Genomic DNA, 15,344 nt, shown 5'->3' on the forward strand with positions numbered 1-15,344 from the left:
GTACCGACAACCTTGTCTACCATCAACACACCATGACAATTGCCCTCGACCATCTCGTGATCGCCGCTCCCACGCTTGCCGAGGGGGCGCAGCACGTCGCCGATGCGCTTGGCGTGACGCCCCAGCCGGGCGGCGCCCATCCGGGCATGGGCACGCACAATGGTCTGCTCGGCCTGTTCGGCGGGGCCTACATCGAGGTGATCGCCATCGATCCCGAGGCGCCGCCCCCCGCCCGGCCACGCTGGTTTGGCCTGGACACCGAGGCGGTACAGGCGCGGCTGCGCTATGGCCCCTTCCTGCTGCACTGGGCGGCGCGTGTGGAGCGGCCAACCGACCTGTCCCTGTGGCAAGCGCAGTACCCCGGGCGCATCCCGCCGGTCATCCCGATGACCCGTGGCGACCTGCGCTGGCGTATCACCGTGCCCGAGGACGGCAGCCTGCCGTCGTGGCCGGCTGACGATGGGGATGGCGCGTCGATCCAGGGCGCAGGCATCCTCCCCACGCTGATCCAGTGGGATGTGCCGACCCATCCCTCGTCCCGGCTGCCGAACCAGGGCCTGGCGCTGCGCGCGCTGCGCGGCCGGCATCCGCAGGCGGCCCGGCTTGCCGAGGCCATGCAATGGCTGGGCGGCGGCCCGATCGCCCTGGAGGCGTCAACCGTCGCGGAGCTGACCGCGGAGATAGAAACGCCAGACGGCGTGCGCACGCTGCGCTGAACCAGGCGCAAAGCAATAAACACAACAACCACAACAACAATGAAGGAGGCCCGACCGATGTCCGCCACCCGCAAACGCTTCGACGACGACGCTTATCTCGGCAGCTGCACCGCCACCGTGGTGGCCGTGCACGCTGACGGCATCGAACTCGACCAGACCGTGTGCTACGCACGCAGCGGCGGCCAGGCGGGGGATACCGGCACGCTCAGGCTGGCCAACGGCGCCACCATTGCCCTGCTGGAAACGGTGTACACCCCGGACCGCAGCCATATCCTGCACGTGCCYGAGCCCGGCGCCGCGCTGCCGGAGCCGGGCGACATCGTCGCCGTCACCATCGACTGGGAGCGCCGTCACCGGCTGATGCGGCTGCATACCTGCCTGCACCTGCTGGGTTCGCTGATCCCGGTGCCGGTGACCGGCTGCGGCATCTCGCCCGACTCGGCGCGCATTGATTTCGACCTGCCGGAGTCCACGCTCGACAAAGCCGTGCTCACCGAACAGCTCAACGCGCTGATCGGCACCGACAGCCAGGTCGGTATCGAACGCATCACGCCCGAGGAGCTGGCCGCGCAACCGGAACTGGTACGCACCGTGGGCGCCGCGCCACCGGCCGGCAGCGACGCGATCCGCATCATCGACATCCCCGGCGTGGACCGCCAGCCCTGCGGTGGCACCCATGTGGCGGCTACCGGCGAGATCGGCGCGGTGGTGGTGACCAAGATCGAGAAGAAGAGCCGCACCAACCGCCGTGTGGTCGTGCAGTTCGCGGCGTGACAAGGGCACGACGACCATGATCATGGACCCTGCCCTGCTGACCGGGTTGTCGGCGGCCCAGTTCGCCGCGCTGCTGTCGCTGATGACGGTGGGCTTGTTCACGCCGGGCCCCAACACCACCATCGCCGCCGTCACTGGCGCCAACTTCGGCTTGCGCGCCACGCTGCCCCACTGCGTGGGCGTGGCGTTCGGCTTCGCCAGCATCCTGGCGCTGTGCGCGGCCGGCGTGGGCGCGCTGATCCTGGCCAGCCCGGCGCTGGCGCTGCTGGTGCGCGCGGCCGGCGTGCTCTACCTGTTATGGCTGGCGCTCAAGCTGGCGCGCAGCACCGTGCTGTCGGACAAGCAGGTACTGCGCCCGCTGTCGGTGTGGCAATCGGCAGCGCTGCAATACGCCAATATCAAGGCGTGGATGCTGGCGCTGGCGACGGCCGCGTCGTACATGGCCGACGCCCAGTCGCCGCTGCACCGGGCCTTCCTGGTGTGCACCGTGTTCGGCGTGCTTGGCTTCGTCAGCAATGGCCTGTACGGCGTGCTCGGCGCCTCGCTGCGGCAATGGCTGCAGGCGGGCCATCGTATCCGCTGGTTCAACCGCGGCATGGGCCTGGCCCTCGCACTGACCGCGCTGTGGATCGCGCTTGCCAGCCTGCCCACCCTTCACTGAGCATCCAAGATGGCCGCCGGACCCGCCTCCCTCCCCAACGTCAACAACGCCCCCGGCGCCACGCATAGCGGCGGCATGCTGCTCGGCTTTACCGGCGTGGCCATATTCAGCCAGACCTTGCCCTTCACCCGCATGGCGGTGGCCGAACTGGACGCCACCTTCGTGGCGCTCGGCCGCGCGGTGGTGGCGGCATTGCTGGCGCTGGTGCTGCTATGGCAGCGCGGTGCCTTCGCGCGCATGCGCCGGCCCCAGGGCGGCCAGTGGTGGCGCCTGGCGGTGACGGCGCTGGGCGTGGTGGTGGGCTTTCCGCTGTTTTCCTCGCTGGCCATGCGCGAAGTGCCGGCCGGCCATGGCGCCATCATCACCGGCCTGCTGCCGCTGGCCACCGCGGTCTTTGCCGCCTGGTTCGGGGGCGAGCGGCCCTCGCCCGCGTTCTGGCTSTCGGCCGCKGTCGGCAGCGCGCTGGTGATCGCCTTCGCSCTSTGGCAGGGCGCGGGCGGGCTGCAGCACGCCGACTGGCTGCTGTTCGCGGCCATGGTGCTGGGCGCGCTGGGCTACGCCGAAGGCGGCAAGCTGTCACGCGAACTCGGCGGGCTGGAAACCATCAGCTGGGCGCTGGTGGTGGCGCTGCCCCTGCTGCTGCCGGTGGTGGCCTGGCTGGGGCTGCAACATCCCGATCAGATCGCCGCTGCCTCGCCGCGCGCGTGGCTCGGCATGGGCTACGTGTCCGTGTTCTCGATGTTCATCGGCTTCCTGTTCTGGTACGCCGGGCTCRCAAAAGGCGGTGTGGCGCGCGTGGGCCAGATACAATTGCTGCAGCCGTTCCTCACGCTGGCGGGCGGCGCCCTGATGCTGGCCGAGCCGCTCGATGCCGCCACCCTCGCTTTTGCGGTGGCGGTGATCGCCGTGGTGGCCCTGGGCCGCCGGACTGCGGTGCGCAGCGCCCCCGCGGGCCCTGTGCCCGCACCCGCCGTCGAAGAACCCCACCCCATTCCAACGGGACGATCCCACTGACTGGAGACCCTATGTCCGTCTACAACACTCTTGCCCGCCTCGGCATCGAACTGCCCACCGCCGGCGCCCCGGCCGCCGCCTACGTGATGGCCGCGCAAACCGGCAACACCGTGTTCCTTTCAGGCCACATCGCCCGCAAGGACGGCAAGCCCTGGGCAGGCAAGCTGGGCAAGGACCTGGGCACCGAAGACGGCAAGGCCGCCGCGCGCTCGATCGCCGTGGACCTGCTGGCCACGCTGCACACCCACCTGGGCGGCGACCTGAACCGTGTCACCCGCATCGTCAAGGTGATGAGCCTGGTCAACTCCACGCAGGAGTTCACCGAGCAGCACCTGGTGACCAACGGCGCCTCGGAGCTGCTGGCGGAAATCTTTGGCGACGCCGGCAAGCATGCCCGCAGCGCCTTCGGCGTGGCGCAGATCCCGCTGGGCGCCTGCGTCGAGATCGAGATGATCGTTGAAGTGAAGTAAGAGGGCTTGATCCGGGAGGCAGGATGCACCCGTGCCGGTGCGTCCCGCCCCCCATCCCCGAACAGCAAGAGGAATCCTGTCCCACACATGCGCATCGACAACCTGCCCTTCGGCACCACCGACTGGTCCGAGATCACCCCGACCCGCCATCCCGGCGACACCGGGGAAGCCCTCTGGCGCACCCGCCAGTTCGGCGATATCCGCGTTCGCATGGTGGAGTATTCCGCCGGGTACCTCGCCGATCACTGGTGCACCAAAGGGCACATCCTGTTTGTGCTGGAAGGCGAGCTGCATACCGAGCTGGAAGACGGCCGGCATTTCGTGCTCGCCGCGGGCACGAGCTACCAGGTTGCCGACCACGCCGAACCGCACCGTTCGTCCACCCCGACCGGCGCCCGGCTTTTTATCGTTGACTGAGTCGATCCCGTTCGACTCCCCACATACCAAGAGAACATCATGAACTGGGCCATCTCCCGCCGGGCGCAACAGCTGACCAGCTCGGCTATCCGCGAAATCCTGAAAGTCACCGAGCGTCCGGAAGTCATTTCCTTCGCTGGTGGCCTGCCCTCCCCGGCCACATTCCCGGTAGCGGCCATGGAACAGGCGGTGGCCCGGATCTTCGCCGACAATCCGCAGGCAGCGCTGCAATACGCCGCGACCGAAGGCTACATGCCGCTGCGCGAATTCATTGCCAAGCGTCATAACGTGGACGTGGAGCGCGTGCTGATCACCACCGGCTCGCAACAGGCGCTGGACCTGATCGCCAAGGTGATGATCGATCCGGGCAGCCCGGTGCTGGTGGAAACGCCCAGCTACCTCGGCGCGCTGCAGGCCTTCTCGCTGTTCGAGCCGGAATTCGTCTCGGTGCCGGGCGACGACAAGAGCCTGCTGCCCGAAGCCCTCACGCCCGAGCTGACCGCCGGCGCGCGCTTCCTCTACGCCCTGCCCAACTTCCAGAATCCCACCGGACGGCGCATGCCGCTGGAACGCCGCCAGGCGCTGGTGGCGCGCGCGCGCGAACTTGGCGTGCTGCTGGTCGAGGACGATCCCTACGGTGAACTGAGCTACCACGGCGACCAGTTGCCCAGCCTGCTGTCGATGAATCCCGACGGCGTGATCTACATGGGCTCGTTCTCCAAGATCCTCGCACCCGGCCTGCGCCTGGGCTTCGTGATCGCCCCGCCCGAGCTGCACTTCAAGCTGTGCCAGGCCAAGCAGGCATCGGACCTGCACACGCCCAGCTTCACCCAGCGCCTGGCTTACGAGGTGGTGCGCGACGGCCTGCTGGACACGCACATCCCGACCATCCGCACGCTCTACGCCGCGCAGTGCCAGGCCATGCTGGATTCGCTTGGGCGCCACATGCCCGAAGGCGTGACCTGGAACGCGCCGGAGGGCGGCATGTTCATCTGGATGGAGCTGCCCGAAGGGCTGGACAGCATGGAGATCCTGCAGGAAGCGGTCAAGCGCAACGTGGCCTATGTGCCGGGCGCGCCGTTCTACGCCAGCAACCCGCGCCGCAACGCGCTGCGGCTGGCTTTCGTCACGGTGGCGCCGGAGCGCATCGAACAGGGCGTGGCCATCCTCGGCACGCTGTTCCGCGAAGCCATCGCCAAGCACGCGCCGCAGGCCAAGGCAGCCTGAGGCATCGCGCAGGCAACGCCTGCGCGAACCGGGCCAGTCTGACGGCCGGCCCGGCTGCCGTGCCGATACAACGCATACATCTCCCGGCTGATTCCTCGGCGGCGGGCTTCATGGCAAGATAACAACATCACCCGTCAGCCCGGGCCCTGCGCCACATAGCGCATGGAKCGGCCCAAGCCATCAGGAGAAGATTGTCGTGCTGCGTATCTGGGGTCGGCTCTCATCGATCAATGTGCAGAAAGTTGTCTGGTGCGCGCGCGAGCTGCACCTGGACCACGAACGCATCGACATCGGCGTCAGCGAGGGCGACCTCGATACCGAAGCCTATGTCCGGCTCAACCCCGACCGCAGCATTCCGGTGATCGAGGATTTCCGCGGCACCGACGTCGGCGGCGAGCCTTTTGTGCTGTGGGAGTCCAACGCCATCGTGCGCTATCTTTGCGCGCATGATGGCGAGGACACTCTGTGGCCCGGCAACGTCAAGGCGCGCGCGCTGGCTGACCGCTGGATGGACTGGCAGACCAACGCCTTCAGTCCCGCCATGGTCGACGCGTTTCGCCAGCTGGTACGGGTGCCCGCCGGACAGCGCGACCCCGACCTGATCGCCCGCTCCCTGGAACGCACCGAACCGCTGGCGGCCCGGCTCGACGAAGCCCTGGCCCAGCGCGAGTTCATCTGCGGCGACCGCTTCACCATGGCCGACATCCCGCTGGCCTGCGCCGCGCACCGCTGGCTGGGCCTGCCGGTGACGCACCAGCCCCGTGCGCATCTCGAACGCTGGCTTGCCGCGATGCGCGCCCGGCCGGCCGCCACGGGGATCCTGGCGCTGCCGCTCACCTGAAACGCAGCCCGCCCATCCTCCCCGCCTCAACGGCCAACGTACCTGCCGGCGGCTACTTGCTGTTGCGTCCGCCCGACACTGCCGCGAGCACGCCCAGACCGATCAATGCGCCGGCGGTCAGGTAACGGCCTGCGGACTGCACGCCTCTTGCACGGGACAGATACGGCAACACGGCCGCCGCAGCCAGCACATAGCAGCAATCGGTGATGGAGGCGACCAGCACGAAGATGCCGCCAAGGGCAATGCTCTGTGGCAGCGCCGAGATGGCCGGATCCATGAATTGCGGCAGGAAGGCTGCGAAGAACAAGGTGGTCTTGGGGTTGAACAAGGCCACGACGAAGCCATCGCGAAACACGCGCCGCAGGCCGGCGCCTCCGGCTTCCGGCCCTGCTTCGCCGGCGGCCGCCGGACGCGCACGCAGTGCGCGCAGCCCGAGATACACGAGGTAGGCAGCGCCTGCATACTTGATCACGGCAAAAGCCAGCGCCGACACCGCGAACAGCGCCGCCAGCCCCAGCGCGGCCGCCAGTACATTGACCAGATTGCCCAGCACTACTGCCACCACCGAAGCCAGGCCGGCAAGCCGGCCCTGCCCAAGGGTGCGCGCCACGATGTAGATCACGGCGGGCCCCGGCGTCACCGCGAGCAACAGGCTGGACAACAGGAAAGCGGCCAGCATGGGACCGCCGGGAATGATGTGATGCATGACGAGACTCCCCCGCAAGTTCGAACGCCGCCCTGTCATGCCGGTCCGCCCAGCCTCCGCGAGCGCCAGGGCACGAAAGACAACCAGTGCATTCTGCCACCACGGGCCTGGCCAGCATACATTTGCGTATCGAGTGGTTTGGAGTACTCTGCCAATGGCACAGAGAGTGCACCAGCCTGCCCCCAGGCAAACCCTGATCCCTGAATCCGGCTCACGACGATGGTGATTCAATTTAGGGCGTCGTGGCGGGAACCCATCCTTAAAATCGCGAAGTCTGTCGGACGCGTGGCTGGCATGGCACGTCGGAACAAGAGCCAAAACGGCAGGCCGGTGCAATCAGAAAAGAACCTGCCGCCCAACCCGAGGAGATTCATCGTGTGGAGTCAAGTCTATGACCCGCTAGGCAGCATGGCGTTATCAACGCTAGCTGCCGGCATTCCTGTCGCCGTACTGCTGGCTTCGCTGGCATTCTTCCATATGCAGGCCCACTTGGCCGCCGGCCTGGCGCTGGTGGTGGGCGTGGTCATCGCTGCCGCCGTATTCGGCATGCCTGCCGAGATGGCGGGCAAGGCCGCCGGCCTGGGCATCGTGTCGGGACTGTTCCCGATCGGCTGGATCGTGCTGAACATCATCTTCCTGCACCGGCTGACCACCCTGAACGGCTCCTTCAAGGTGCTGCAGAACTCGATCTCGGGCATCACCGAAGACCGCCGCCTGCAACTGCTGCTGGTGGCGTTCAGCTTCGGCGCCTTCTTCGAGGGCGCGGCCGGCTTCGGTACGCCGGTGGCGGTCACGGGTGCGATCCTGATCGGGCTTGGCTTTTCGCCGCTGGCCGCCTCCGGCCTGGCGCTGATCGCCAATACCGCGCCGGTGGCATACGGCGCGCTGGGCGCACCGCTGATCGGGCTGGCCTCGGTCACCGGCCTCGACCTGCTGCACCTCTCGGCCATGGTCGGCCGCCAGTTGCCGTTCTTCTCGGTGCTGGTGCCGTTCTGGCTGATCTGGGCGTTCGCGGGCTTCCGCGGCATGCTGGCGATCTGGCCRGCMATCCTGGTSGCSGGCGTGACCTTCGCCGTGCCGCAGTTCCTGGTCTCCAACTACCACGGCCCCTGGCTGGTCGACGTGATCGCCGCGCTGGTCTCGATGGGCTGCCTCACGCTGTTCCTGAAAGTGTGGAAGCCCAAGGAAATCTGGACCTCCACCAAGATCCTGGGCCGCCACGATGACTCCAAGGTCGACGACCCTGCGGCCGTGGCCGCCGAAGCACGCGCCAGCGCCGCCTCCGCCAGCATCTCGGTGGTCAAGGCCTGGATGCCGTGGGTGATCCTGACGGTCTTCGTCTTCGTCTGGGGCATTCCGGAATTCAAGAAGCTGATGGATGGCCTGTGGCAATTCAAGTTTCCGATTCCCGGACTCGACAAGGCCGTGCTCAAGGTGCCGCCGGTGGTGCCCAAGGCCATCGCCGAAGGCGCGGTGTTCAACTTCAACGTGCTGTCGATGGCGGGCACCGGCATCCTGGCCTCGGCCTTGCTGGGCGGCTTGCTGATGGGTTACTCGGTACCGCGCCTCGTCAGGGAATACTGGGAAACCATCAAGCTGGTGAAATATTCGCTGCTGACCATCTGCGCCATGTTCGGCATTGGCTACCTGACCCGCTACTCGGGCCTGGACGCCACCATGGGACTGGCGTTTGCCCACACCRGCGTGTTCTACCCGCTGTTCGGCACCATGCTGGGCTGGCTGGGCGTGGCGCTGACCGGTTCCGACACCGCCTCCAACGTGCTGTTTGGCGGCTTGCAAAAGACCACGGCCGAGCAACTCGGGCTGTCGCCGATCCTGATGGCATCGGCCAACAGCTCCGGCGGCGTGATGGGCAAGATGATCGACGCGCAGTCCATCGTGGTGGCATCGACCGCCACCAAGTGGTATGGCCACGAGGGCGACATCCTGCGCTATGTGTTCTTCCACTCGGTAGCGCTGGCGGTTTTGGTCGGACTGTTCATCACGCTGCAGGCGTACGTGCACCCGTTCACGCAGATGGTGATTCACTGAGTGGGCAAACCAGCGGCCATGAAAGAGGCCCCGCCCGTGCATGGGCGGGGCCAGACCGAAGGAGAAACGGGAGCCGGGTGCCGGAAGCCGCGCTCAGCCCCCGAACCAGTTGGCCAGCCGCAAGCCCGCCAGCCCGGCAAAATCCCTGGTATTGCGCGTCACCAGCGTCAGGCCGTGCGCCATCGCGACGGATGCGATCTGTCCGTCCACAAAGGGCAGGCTCAGCCCAGCCCGCTCCCGCGAATTGCGTAGCTCGGCATGGATCCGTGCCGCGGCGCTGTCATAGGGCAAGACCGGCAAGCTGCCCGCCACTGCCTGCACGAAACGGCCAACTGCGTCCTTGCGCTGGCCATCCGGCATACGCAGCCAGCCATAACGTAGTTCATGCCAAACCGTCGCCGGAATAGCCAGTTCGCCATCGAATCGGGCCAGATTCGCCATTACCCCTGCATCCGGCCTTGGCCGCATTGTCTCCGAGACAATGTTGGTGTCCAGCAGCCAACTCACGGCGCTCACCATGTGAAATCACGCCCGTCGCCGGGTTGACGCACATGCTCGAATGGGTCTGCCTCGTCTTCCGTTTGCACGTGCTCGCTGCGCCATTCGCTCAAACGCCCAAAGAATCCAGACGGGGAACCGACAAGCAGCCGGTATTGCGACCACGACATCAAAACGGCAGCCGGCTGACCGCGCCGGGAGATCAGGAGCGGTTCCTGCCCACTTTCCGCGTCCCGAAGCACATCAGCGAGATGCGCTCGTGCCTCCGAGAATGGAATGGTTTGCATAGCGTTGCCCCTTACTTGAAATGTACAATTCAATTGTACAAGAGCAAGCCACCGAGCGTCGGCTTACGGCTCGAATCGGCAACTGGTCACTCGTGAGCGCTGGCCGCCGCACGCCAGCCGTTGAAACTCGAAGAAAAAACCCGCCACTGCCGGCGGGTTTTTCTCTAGCTGCGCGCGCCGTGTTTGCGACGCTCAGGCCATCAGCCGGTAGGCCAGCCGCGCCGCTGCACGCGCCCCGCAGCCATCGCGATCGTAGAGCGGATTGAACTCCGCCAGGTCCGCCACGCGCAGCTTGCCGCTGGCGCGCACCAGCATGACGATCGCCTCCACCACCGGCAGCGGCACGCCATAGGCTGCCGGCGCCGACACCGCCGGCATCACCGCCGCCGGCAGCACGTCCAGGTCGATGGTGAGGTAGACATGGTCGACCTCGTCCATCAAGGCCTGCAATTCGGCAAGCCGCGCGTCGAGGTGCCGTTCCTGCATCTGCACATCCTCGACATAGTGCACGCCAAGCCCATCCGCATGCGCGAACAGCGCGGCGGTATTGCCGRGGCGGCTGACGCCCAGGCACGCGTATTCGAAGCGCTGGCCACGCTCCCGGCACGCCTGCGCGATCTGGTCGAACGGCGTGCCCGAACTGCCGGRGCGGCCGGTGCGCAAATCGAAGTGCGCATCGAGATTGATCACCAGCACGCGGCCCTGGTCGCCACGGGCATCGAGATGCGCGCGCAGGCCCTGCCAGGTGCCCCAGGCAATCTCGTGGCCGCCGCCCAGCACCAGCGTGAATGCGCCCTGCCCCAACTCCGCGGCGACCGCTTGCGCCAACGCCTGCTGCGCCGCTTCGAGATCGCCATCGTTGCAGGCCACGTCGCCGGCATCGTGGAAGGCAGCCAGGCCATGCGCAGGGACGCCCGCCAGCGCGCGGCGGATTTCGCGCGGGCCGCCAGCGGCGCCGGGACGGCCCTGGTTGCGCAGCACGCCGGCATCGCAGCAAAAGCCCAGCAGCACCGGCGCGCCGGGTTCGCGAGCGGAACCTTCGGTGCGCGCCACATTGAACAGGCGACGGGTATCGCCAGTCTCGTTGCTATCGGTGCGGCCGCGCCAGACGGTGCCGGCCGCGGGATCCAGTTCGCTCATGACAGGCGGCGGCCCAGGGTTTCCGGCACCATCGCCAGGCCGATCAGCGAGACCAGGCCGCAGCCAATCACGTAAAACGCAGGCGCATTGGGATTGGCGGTGAGATGGATCAGCTCGGTCGAGAAGAACTGCGCGAAGCCACCGAAGATGGCGATCGCCACGCAGTAGGCAATCGACAGGCCCGTAGCGCGCAGGCGCTGCGGCAGCACCTCGCTGACCAGCACCATCGAAGCCGGCGAGGTCATCGACATCGGCACCGAGAGGCAGCCCACCACCAGCAGCAGACGCGTCAGGCTTGGCTCGGCGTTGATCAGCACAAAGGCGGGATAGATCATCAGCAGCAATGCCACGCGCGACCACAGCACCACCGGACGGCGGCCCAGGCGATCACTCAGCCAGCCCGCGAACGGCGACAACACCACTTGCACGGCGGCGGCCACGCAGGCGGCCCAGATGCCCAGCGACAGCGGCATGTGCAGCTGGCTGACGGCGTAGTTGCTCAGGTAGTACACGACGATATAGGTCGACGATGCCACGCCGATCATCAGCAGGATGCAGGCCACCAGCGCACGGCCGTGTTCACGCAGCAACTGCAGGGTGGAGCCGCGCTCCGACTCGCCAGCGGCCGGCGCGGTTTCTTCCAGGCGGCGGCGAATCACCAGGCCTACCGGAATCACCAGGATGCCGATCACGAATGCCAGGCGCCAGCCCCAGGCTTCCAGCGCTTGCTGCTCCAGCACATTGCTGAGCAGCAGGCCGACCAGCGCGCCGAACAGCGCCGCCAGGCCCTGGCTGAACGGTTGCCAGCTGGTATAGAAGCCACGCGAGCGGTTGTCGGCATATTCCAGCAGCAGGGCCGTGGAAGCGCCCATCTCGCCGCCGATGGCAAAGCCCTGCACCAGCCGCGCGAGCAGGATCATGATCGGCGCGAGCATGCCGATCTGGGCATAGGTCGGGGTCACCACGAAAATCACCGAGCTCAGGCCCATCAGCCAGAGCGTCAGCGCCACTGCCGGCTTGCGGCCGACGCGGTCGGCGTACATGCCGATCAGCAAGCCGCCCAGCGGGCGCATCAGGAAGCCAACGCCGAAGGTGGCAAACGACAGCAGCAACTGTCCGGTGGGGTCGGAAACAGGGAAATACAGGCGGCCAATCAGCGTGGCGAAGAAGCTGTAGACCACGAAGTCGTAGAACTCCAGGCCATTGCCGACGGTGATGGCGGCGATGGCCTGGATCTTGGACAGCGGCTGGGCCGTGGCGGCATGCCGGGCCGCTATGCCGGGGATGGTGTTGTCAATGGACATTAGGTAACTCCGAAGCAAGAAAATCCTGGCCGCCCGCAAGCGGGCGACGGGCGCAACCCAGGGGGGGACGGCACGATTCGCGCCGCAGCGGTAGCGCGCGGGGCTGGCGTGCGCTGCCGTTCGCCCTGGCATCCGGCTGGACGGATGCCGGKCAACGCTGACCCTGCCGAGGCCTGGTCAGCGCATGTGCATGTATCAGTCCGCTGCCAGGTAGGGCGCAGATACGCCCGCCCCGCCGCGCGGCCGTCCCCAGCACCACCATGCCACCACCAGCAGCAGCAGCCACACCGCGCCCACCAGCAGCGCGACGCGGGTCTGCGGGAACCAGCCAAGCACGCCGAAGATGAACAGCATGAAGGCAATGGCTGCGAGCGGCGCCACCGGCCAGAACGGCACGGGGAATTTCAGCGCCGCCACTTCGGTGCGGCTCATGCGCCTGCGCAAGGCGACCTGCGACAGCAAGATCATCAGCCACACCCAGACAGTGGCAAAGGTGGCGATGGAAGCGATCAACGTGAATACGTCCTCGGGCATCACGTAGTTGAGCACCACGCCGGCCAGCAGGGCGAAGGCCATCACCACCACCGTCATCCAGGGCACGCCCTTGCGCGATACGCTCGCGAAAATGCGCGGCGCCTGCCGCTGCACCGCCATGCCGTACAGCATGCGCCCGGCGCCGAAGATGTCGCTGTTGATGGCGGATACCGCCGCGGAGATCACCACGACATTCAGCAGCGCGGCGGCCGAGCCAATGCCCAGCCGGCTGAAGATCTGCACAAAGGGGCTGCCCTCGCTGCCGATGCGATGCCATGGATAGAGAGACATCAGTACCGCCAGCGTCAGCACATAGAACAGCAGGATGCGCAGGGGTACCGCGTTGATGGCACGCGGAATCACGCGCTCCGGATCGCGCGCCTCGCCGGCCGTGATCCCGATGATCTCGATGCCGCCAAAGGCGAACATCACCACGGCGAGCGAGGCGATGATGCCGCCGATACCGTTGGGCATGAAGCCCCCGTGCTCCCAGAGATTGTGAATGCCGGTGGCGACCCCGCCATCGGCCATGCCCAGGCCGAACAGCATGATGGCAACGCCGCCGCAGATCATCGCGGCGATGGCGCCGACCTTGAGCAGCGACAGCCAGAACTCCAGTTCGCCGAACACCTTGACGCTGAGCAGGTTGAGCCCGCCGATCAGGAACACGATGCCCAGCACCCAGATCCAGCGCGGCACGTCCGGGAACCAGAAGCCCATGTAGATACCGAAGGCAGTCACGTCAGCCAGGCAAACGATGATCATCTCGAAAGCGTAGGTCCAGCCAAGCAGGAAGCCCGCCAGCGGTCCCAGTCCAGTGCTGGCGTACTGCCCGAACGAACCCGACACCGGGTTGCGCACGGCCATCTCCCCCAGCGCACGCATCACCATGTAGACCGCCGCGCCACCGATCAGGTAGGCCAGCAGCACCGCCGGTCCCGCGGCCTGGATGGCCGAGGCCGAGCCGTAGAAGAGTCCTGTGCCGATGGCCGACCCGAGCGCCATGAAGCGGATATGACGGGCGCTGAGGCTACGCTGCAGGCCTTGCGACTGCTCTTGCATCTCTTTGTCTCCGAATCGTTGTTCTGTCGCGCCCGGGTGCCGGCGGCAGCCTGCCACGCAATCCTCTGCGCGGCCGCTGCGCCGTCCCGGGCGTCATGCCCCTGGCTCAGAGGCTGGGCAGCAGCCGCGCCGGCAGCAGTGCATTCAGGATGCCGCCTGCCAGCAGCTTGCTCGCGGACTCGATATCCGGCGCAAAGAAGCGGTCCTTCTCGTAGTAGGCCACCTCGGCGCGCAGCAGGCTGCGTGCCTGCTCCAGCTTGGGCGAACTCTTCAGGCCTTCGCGGAAGTCCAGGCCCTGGCAGGCGCCCAGCCACTCCACGGCAAGGATGCCGCGCACGTTCTCGGCCATGGCCCACAGGCGCTTGCCGGCATTCGGCGCCATCGACACGTGGTCCTCCTGGTTGGCCGAGGTAGGCAGGCTGTCGACGCTGTGCGGATGGGCCAGCGCCTTGTTGTCGCTGGCCAGCGCCGCAGCGGTGACCTGGGCAATCATGAAGCCCGAGTTGACGCCCCCGTTGGCCACCAGGAAAGGCGGCAGCTGCGACATGTGCCGGTCCATCATCAGCGAAATGCGGCGCTCCGACAGCGAGCCGATCTCGGCGATGGCCAGTGCCAGGTTATCGGCAGCCATCGCCACCGGTTCAGCGTGGAAATTGCCGCCCGAGATCACGTCGCCTTCGGCGGCAAACACCAAGGGGTTATCCGAGACCGCGTTGGCCTCCACTTCCAGGACCTCGGCGGCCTGCCGCAATTGCGTCAGGCAAGCGCCCATCACCTGCGGCTGGCAGCGCAACGAGTAGGGATCCTGCACCTTGTCGCACTGCGCATGCGAACGCGCCAGCTCGCTGGTATCGGTCAGCAGATCGCGATAGGTGGCGGCCGCATCGATCTGGCCGCGCTGGCCGCGCACCGCATGAATGCGCGCGTCAAAGGGAGCGCGCGAGCCGAGCATGGCCTCTACGCTGAGACTGCCGCATACCGTGGCGGCGGCAAACAGATCCTCGGCCTCGAACAGGCCGCGCAGCGCGTAGGCGGTCGATACCTGGGTGCCGTTGAGCAGGGCCAGGCCCTCCTTGGCGGCCAGGGTCAGCGGCTCGAGGCCGGCGCGGGCCAGGGCCTGACGCGCAGGCAGCCATTCGCCCTGGTAGCGGGCGCGGCTTTCGCCCAGCAGCACCAGGGACATATGCGCCAGCGGCGCCAGGTCGCCGGAGGCGCCCACCGAGCCCTTGAGCGGGATATGCGGATAGACTTCGGCATTGACCAGGGCAATCAGCGCATCAATCACCTTGCGGCGGATGCCGGAGAAGCCGCGCGCCAGGCTATTGATCTTGAGCAGCATGATCAGCCGCACCATGGCGTCGTCGAGCGGTTCGCCCACGCCGGCGGCGTGCGACAGCACCAGCGAGCGCTGCAGGTTCTCCAGGTCTTCGCGGGCGATGCGCGTCTGCGCCAGCAAGCCGAAGCCGGTATTGATGCCGTAGGCGGTCCGGCCTTCGGCAACGATGTTCTCGACACAGGCCACGCTCGCGGCGATCGCCTCGGCGGCCTCGCTGTCCAGGCTCACGCGCAGCGGCTGCAGATAGGCCTGGCGCAGCTGCGCCAGGCTCAGTTGACCAGGTTTCAGGTTCAGCGCGTTCACGT

At 67.2% G+C, this 15,344-nt stretch carries 16 protein-coding genes; 9 read left to right on the top strand and 7 right to left on the bottom strand.

From position 1 onward, the window contains the following. Positions 1-32: 32 nt before the first annotated feature. From AC1DN0_RS23355 to AC1DN0_RS23390, 8 genes are all read left to right on the top strand, one after another. Positions 33-716, top strand: a complete 684-nt coding sequence (locus tag AC1DN0_RS23355; RefSeq protein WP_441626801.1) for a VOC family protein — start codon at positions 33-35, stop codon at positions 714-716. Positions 717-773: 57 nt separating this feature from the next. Beyond that, on the top strand, positions 774-1,490 hold the full coding sequence (locus AC1DN0_RS23360) for an alanyl-tRNA editing protein (protein ID WP_441626803.1): 717 nt from the start codon (positions 774-776) through the stop codon (positions 1,488-1,490). 22 nt (positions 1,491-1,512) lie between these two features. Beyond that, entirely contained in the window at positions 1,513-2,151 is a 639-nt protein-coding gene (locus AC1DN0_RS23365) for a LysE family translocator (RefSeq protein WP_441626805.1), read from the top strand. A gap of 75 nt (positions 2,152-2,226) precedes the next feature. Beyond that, positions 2,227-3,165 carry a DMT family transporter gene (locus AC1DN0_RS23370; RefSeq protein WP_477146044.1) on the top strand — a complete coding sequence of 313 codons (939 nt, stop codon included), beginning with the start codon at positions 2,227-2,229 and terminating at the stop codon, positions 3,163-3,165. An 11-nt stretch (positions 3,166-3,176) separates the two neighbouring features. Continuing rightward, positions 3,177-3,635 carry a RidA family protein gene (locus AC1DN0_RS23375; RefSeq protein ID WP_441626807.1) on the top strand — a complete coding sequence of 153 codons (459 nt, stop codon included), beginning with the start codon at positions 3,177-3,179 and terminating at the stop codon, positions 3,633-3,635. A gap of 87 nt (positions 3,636-3,722) precedes the next feature. Further along, positions 3,723-4,052 (top strand): DHCW motif cupin fold protein, encoded by a 330-nt coding sequence (locus tag AC1DN0_RS23380; RefSeq protein WP_441626809.1) that lies wholly within the window; start codon positions 3,723-3,725, stop codon positions 4,050-4,052. A gap of 39 nt (positions 4,053-4,091) precedes the next feature. After that, complete coding sequence (locus tag AC1DN0_RS23385; RefSeq protein WP_441626812.1) at positions 4,092-5,279, top strand: aminotransferase-like domain-containing protein; 1,188 nt, start codon at positions 4,092-4,094, stop codon at positions 5,277-5,279. Between the two features lie 196 nt (positions 5,280-5,475). Continuing rightward, positions 5,476-6,120 (top strand): glutathione S-transferase family protein, encoded by a 645-nt coding sequence (locus tag AC1DN0_RS23390; RefSeq protein WP_441626814.1) that lies wholly within the window; start codon positions 5,476-5,478, stop codon positions 6,118-6,120. A gap of 52 nt (positions 6,121-6,172) precedes the next feature. Here AC1DN0_RS23390 and AC1DN0_RS23395 read toward each other — a convergent pair whose 3' ends face one another. Further along, on the bottom strand, positions 6,173-6,826 hold the full coding sequence (locus AC1DN0_RS23395) for a LysE family translocator (protein ID WP_477104278.1): 654 nt from the start codon (positions 6,824-6,826) through the stop codon (positions 6,173-6,175). Between the two features lie 375 nt (positions 6,827-7,201). Between AC1DN0_RS23395 and AC1DN0_RS23400 the strand changes: the two genes are divergently transcribed. Then, positions 7,202-8,878, top strand: a complete 1,677-nt coding sequence (locus AC1DN0_RS23400; RefSeq protein ID WP_477146040.1) for an L-lactate permease — start codon at positions 7,202-7,204, stop codon at positions 8,876-8,878. Between the two features lie 93 nt (positions 8,879-8,971). Here the strand turns inward: AC1DN0_RS23400 and AC1DN0_RS23405 are convergent, their stop codons facing one another. The 6 genes from AC1DN0_RS23405 to hutH all read right to left on the bottom strand — a co-directional run bounded on the left by AC1DN0_RS23405 (position 8,972) and on the right by hutH (position 15,342). Further along, complete coding sequence (locus AC1DN0_RS23405) at positions 8,972-9,397, bottom strand: type II toxin-antitoxin system VapC family toxin (RefSeq protein ID WP_441626820.1); 426 nt, start codon at positions 9,395-9,397, stop codon at positions 8,972-8,974. Beyond that, positions 9,391-9,663 (bottom strand): type II toxin-antitoxin system Phd/YefM family antitoxin, encoded by a 273-nt coding sequence (locus AC1DN0_RS23410; protein WP_441626822.1) that lies wholly within the window; start codon positions 9,661-9,663, stop codon positions 9,391-9,393. Before AC1DN0_RS23410 ends, AC1DN0_RS23405 begins: the two co-directional genes overlap by 7 nt. 192 nt (positions 9,664-9,855) lie before the next feature. Beyond that, positions 9,856-10,803, bottom strand: coding sequence for a formimidoylglutamase (gene hutG / locus AC1DN0_RS23415; RefSeq protein ID WP_477146041.1), 948 nt, complete (start codon positions 10,801-10,803; stop codon positions 9,856-9,858). After that, positions 10,800-12,107, bottom strand: a complete 1,308-nt coding sequence (locus AC1DN0_RS23420; protein ID WP_441626826.1) for an MFS transporter — start codon at positions 12,105-12,107, stop codon at positions 10,800-10,802. The genes hutG and AC1DN0_RS23420 overlap by 4 nt, the downstream gene beginning before the upstream one ends. 195 nt (positions 12,108-12,302) lie before the next feature. Continuing rightward, the gene (locus tag AC1DN0_RS23425; RefSeq protein ID WP_477111511.1) at positions 12,303-13,703 is read right to left on the bottom strand and encodes an amino acid permease; all 1,401 of its coding nucleotides are present in this window, start codon (positions 13,701-13,703) and stop codon (positions 12,303-12,305) included. 106 nt (positions 13,704-13,809) lie between these two features. Continuing rightward, positions 13,810-15,342 carry a histidine ammonia-lyase gene (gene hutH / locus AC1DN0_RS23430; protein WP_477104282.1) on the bottom strand — a complete coding sequence of 511 codons (1,533 nt, stop codon included), beginning with the start codon at positions 15,340-15,342 and terminating at the stop codon, positions 13,810-13,812. Between the last annotated feature and the right edge of the window lie 2 nt (positions 15,343-15,344).

It is taken from the genome of Cupriavidus sp. 05N39 (genome assembly GCF_056397325.1).

Excerpts from the sequence above, each read along its gene's own strand:
- AC1DN0_RS23355 (WP_441626801.1), top strand. The coding sequence starts at position 33 with ATGACAATTGCCCTCGACCATCTCGTGATCGCCGCTCCCACGCTTGCC.
- AC1DN0_RS23365 (WP_441626805.1), top strand. The coding sequence starts at position 1,513 with ATGGACCCTGCCCTGCTGACCGGGTTGTCGGCGGCCCAGTTCGCCGCG.
- AC1DN0_RS23375 (WP_441626807.1), top strand. The coding sequence starts at position 3,177 with ATGTCCGTCTACAACACTCTTGCCCGCCTCGGCATCGAACTGCCCACC.
- AC1DN0_RS23380 (WP_441626809.1), top strand. The coding sequence starts at position 3,723 with ATGCGCATCGACAACCTGCCCTTCGGCACCACCGACTGGTCCGAGATC.
- AC1DN0_RS23385 (WP_441626812.1), top strand. The coding sequence starts at position 4,092 with ATGAACTGGGCCATCTCCCGCCGGGCGCAACAGCTGACCAGCTCGGCT.
- AC1DN0_RS23395 (WP_477104278.1), bottom strand. The coding sequence starts at position 6,826 with ATGCATCACATCATTCCCGGCGGTCCCATGCTGGCCGCTTTCCTGTTG.
- AC1DN0_RS23405 (WP_441626820.1), bottom strand. The coding sequence starts at position 9,397 with ATGGTGAGCGCCGTGAGTTGGCTGCTGGACACCAACATTGTCTCGGAG.
- AC1DN0_RS23410 (WP_441626822.1), bottom strand. The coding sequence starts at position 9,663 with ATGCAAACCATTCCATTCTCGGAGGCACGAGCGCATCTCGCTGATGTG.
- AC1DN0_RS23420 (WP_441626826.1), bottom strand. The coding sequence starts at position 12,107 with ATGTCCATTGACAACACCATCCCCGGCATAGCGGCCCGGCATGCCGCC.
- AC1DN0_RS23425 (WP_477111511.1), bottom strand. The coding sequence starts at position 13,703 with ATGCAAGAGCAGTCGCAAGGCCTGCAGCGTAGCCTCAGCGCCCGTCAT.